The 2,779-nt window shown below is 46.7% G+C and carries 4 protein-coding genes; all 4 read left to right on the top strand.

From position 1 onward, the window contains the following. The coding region (locus F6K53_RS36665) for a methyltransferase domain-containing protein (protein WP_293084424.1) at nucleotides 1–551 on the top strand (551 nt) is incomplete at its 5' end. Then, nucleotides 548–1,285, top strand: a complete 738-nt coding sequence (locus tag F6K53_RS36660) for a methyltransferase domain-containing protein (RefSeq protein WP_293084421.1) — start codon at nucleotides 548–550, stop codon at nucleotides 1,283–1,285. The genes F6K53_RS36665 and F6K53_RS36660, both read left to right, overlap by 4 nt. Continuing rightward, complete coding sequence (locus F6K53_RS36655) at nucleotides 1,282–2,316, top strand: polysaccharide deacetylase family protein (RefSeq protein ID WP_293084418.1); 1,035 nt, start codon at nucleotides 1,282–1,284, stop codon at nucleotides 2,314–2,316. Before F6K53_RS36660 ends, F6K53_RS36655 begins: the two co-directional genes overlap by 4 nt. 2 nt (nucleotides 2,317–2,318) lie before the next feature. Further along, nucleotides 2,319–2,779, top strand: a 461-nt coding sequence (locus F6K53_RS36650; RefSeq protein WP_293084415.1) for a glycosyltransferase family A protein, incomplete at its 3' end; no start/stop codon positions are given.

Here is a 2,779-nt window from a genome sequence, read left to right as displayed (position 1 = left end):
CTCACCGCAGTAAGGACATCCAAGGACGAGTCTTAGAAATTGGAGAAAACACCTACACCTGTCGTTTCGGAGCAGACCAGGTCACAAAAAGCGATGTACTGCACGTCGTGGAAGGCAATCCCCAAGCCACCTTTGTCGGAGACTTAACCAACGCTGATCACATCCCGTCAGAGGCTTTCGACTGCGTAATCCTGACACAAACCCTACACCTAATCTACGACATGGGGACTGCTTTAGGGACACTCTACCGAATCCTTAAGCCTGGTGGAGTCTTGCTGGTCACCTTTCCGGGAATCAGCCAAATCGTTAAATGCGACTGGGGCGATGATTGGTGTTGGGCATTGACCTCTCAATCCGCACGGTTGCTATTTGAAGAACTATTTCCCAAAACAAACGTTCACGTTGAAGCCCATGGCAATGTACTGGCAGCGATCGCATTTTTGCAGGGACTAGCCATGGAGGAGTTGACCCAGAAAGAACTTGATTACCGAGACCGCGAGTATCAAGTCTTAATTACGGTCAGGGCAGTGAAACCGGAGGTGAAATCATGACTATAACAGAGGTTAGCAGATGGCCTATTTCTGTATACCGCTGGCTACGAGAAATATGGCACGGTCGTTTACCAGTAGGATGGGTAAACCTTGGTAGCCTCCGACGAGTCAAGCCGATCAACTCTGACTTCGGTCTAGATCGGGGTTTACCTATTGACCGATATTATATTGAGCATTTTCTTGCCCGTCATGGTCAGGATATTAAAGGACACGTACTAGAGATTAAAGAACCTCTCTACACTCACAAATTCGGTGGCGATCGCGTCACCAAGAGTGACGTGCTTCATGTGGAAGAAGGTAATCCTCAAGCCACGATTGTGGCAGATTTAACCAAGGCTGACCATCTACCATCCGACACCTTCGACTGCATTATCCTAACTCAAACTCTCCCATTCATCTACGATGTGCCAGCCGCCCTCAAAACCCTCCACCGCATTCTCAAACCCAGCGGTGTCCTACTCGCCACTGTTCCAGGCATCACCCAAATCAGCTGTGATGATATGAATCGCTGGGGTCAATACTGGAGTTTCACTACTCTGTCAACTCAGCGACTTTTTAAGGAAGCCTTTCGAGAAACCCCAGTGCAGGTTGAAGCCCAAGGCAATGTGTTGAGTGCGATCGCATTTCTGCACGGCTTGGTAACTAAGGAATTGCGCCAGGCACAACTCAACTATCACGACCCTAACTACCAGGTCTTAATTACGGCTAGAGTCGTCAAGGAGCTGAAACCATGACCATAGGCAAGGTCAGTCAAAAATTGGAACAGACAGCCTGGCGGCTCAAAAATAAAATCTTGCCAGGTGTGCTGATCTTAATGTACCACCGTGTGGCTGAAGTAGATTCAGACCCTTGGTCTCTATGTGTAACCCCAGAGCATTTTGCGGAACATCTAGAGGTTTTACGAAAACATCGTTACCCTCTGAGTCTACAGCAATTGACAGAAACAATTCGCGTCCGCCAGCCTATAAACCGGTCAGTTGTTATCACCTTTGATGACGGCTATGCTGATAATTTTTACAATGCTAAACCATTGTTGAAACGCCATGACATTCCCGCAACAGTTTTTGTAACAACTGGAGGAATTGGGCATAGCCGTGAATTCTGGTGGGATGAACTAGATAGACTAATATTACAACCTGGTATATTACCGGAAATACTTCAGTTAACTATCAACGACAGTACCTACACATGGGAATTAGGCAAAGCCGCCTATTACAGTCAAGCTGATTACCAATTTTATCGCCATTGGAGTGCTGCAGGAAAAGAAGATCCCAGCCTTCGCCATACCCTCTATCGCTCCCTTTATCAACTGCTATATCCTTTATCTATCCACAAGCGAGAAAAGGTGCTAGAGGCAATTAGGGTCTGGGCTAATGCTGAACCAATTGGTCGCTCGACCCATCGCTCTATGTCTCCTGAGGAACTGTTGGCACTCGAAGAAGGGGGACTGATTGAAGTCGGGGCTCATACAGTAACCCACCCATTTCTTTCTAAACTTCCAGTAGCTTATCAGCAGGATGAAATCCAACAAAGCAAACACTATCTTGAGGAAATCCTAGGGCATCCAGTTACGAGTTTTTCCTATCCCCATGGGGATTACACTACTAACACTATTTCTATTATCAAAGAAGCTGGATTTACCTGCGCCTGTTCTAGTGTTGTTGACCGGGTTCAGGAACATAGCAACTCTTTTCTGTTGCCTCGTGTTGAGGTTCAGGATTGGGACGGGAAAACGTTTGCTCGTTGGTTGTCAAGATGGCTTTAATTATGAGTAACAAACCACTAGTTTCCACTATCATCATTTTCTTAAACCCTGAACCATTTCTTCAAGAAACCATTGAGAGTGTTTTTGCTCAAACTTACGACAACTGGGAACTACTCCTGGTCGATGATGGTTCCACTGATGGTAGTACAGAAATAGCCTTGCAGTATGCTCGCCAATATCCAGAAAAGGTGCGCTATCTCGAACACGAGGGTCACCAGAATCGCGGCATGAGTGCCACTCGCAATCTGGGTATCCGCCATGCCAAAGGTGAATATATTGCTTTTTTAGATGCTGATGACATCTGGTTACCAAATACCTTGGCAGAGCAAGTTGTTCTCTTGAATGCTCATCCCGAGGCTGCCATGGTCTACGGACCAATTCAATGGTGGTATAGCTGGACTGGAAATCCTGAAGACCAACAACGGGATTATTTCGAAAAGGTTGGTGTGCAGACCGATACCCA

It is taken from the genome of Moorena sp. SIO4A1, assembly GCF_010672065.1.
GTDB lineage: Bacteria > Cyanobacteriota > Cyanobacteriia > Cyanobacteriales > Coleofasciculaceae > Moorena.
The sequence above is the reverse complement of the archived record's forward strand: the minus strand, read 5'-3'. Positions and strand labels throughout refer to the sequence as shown.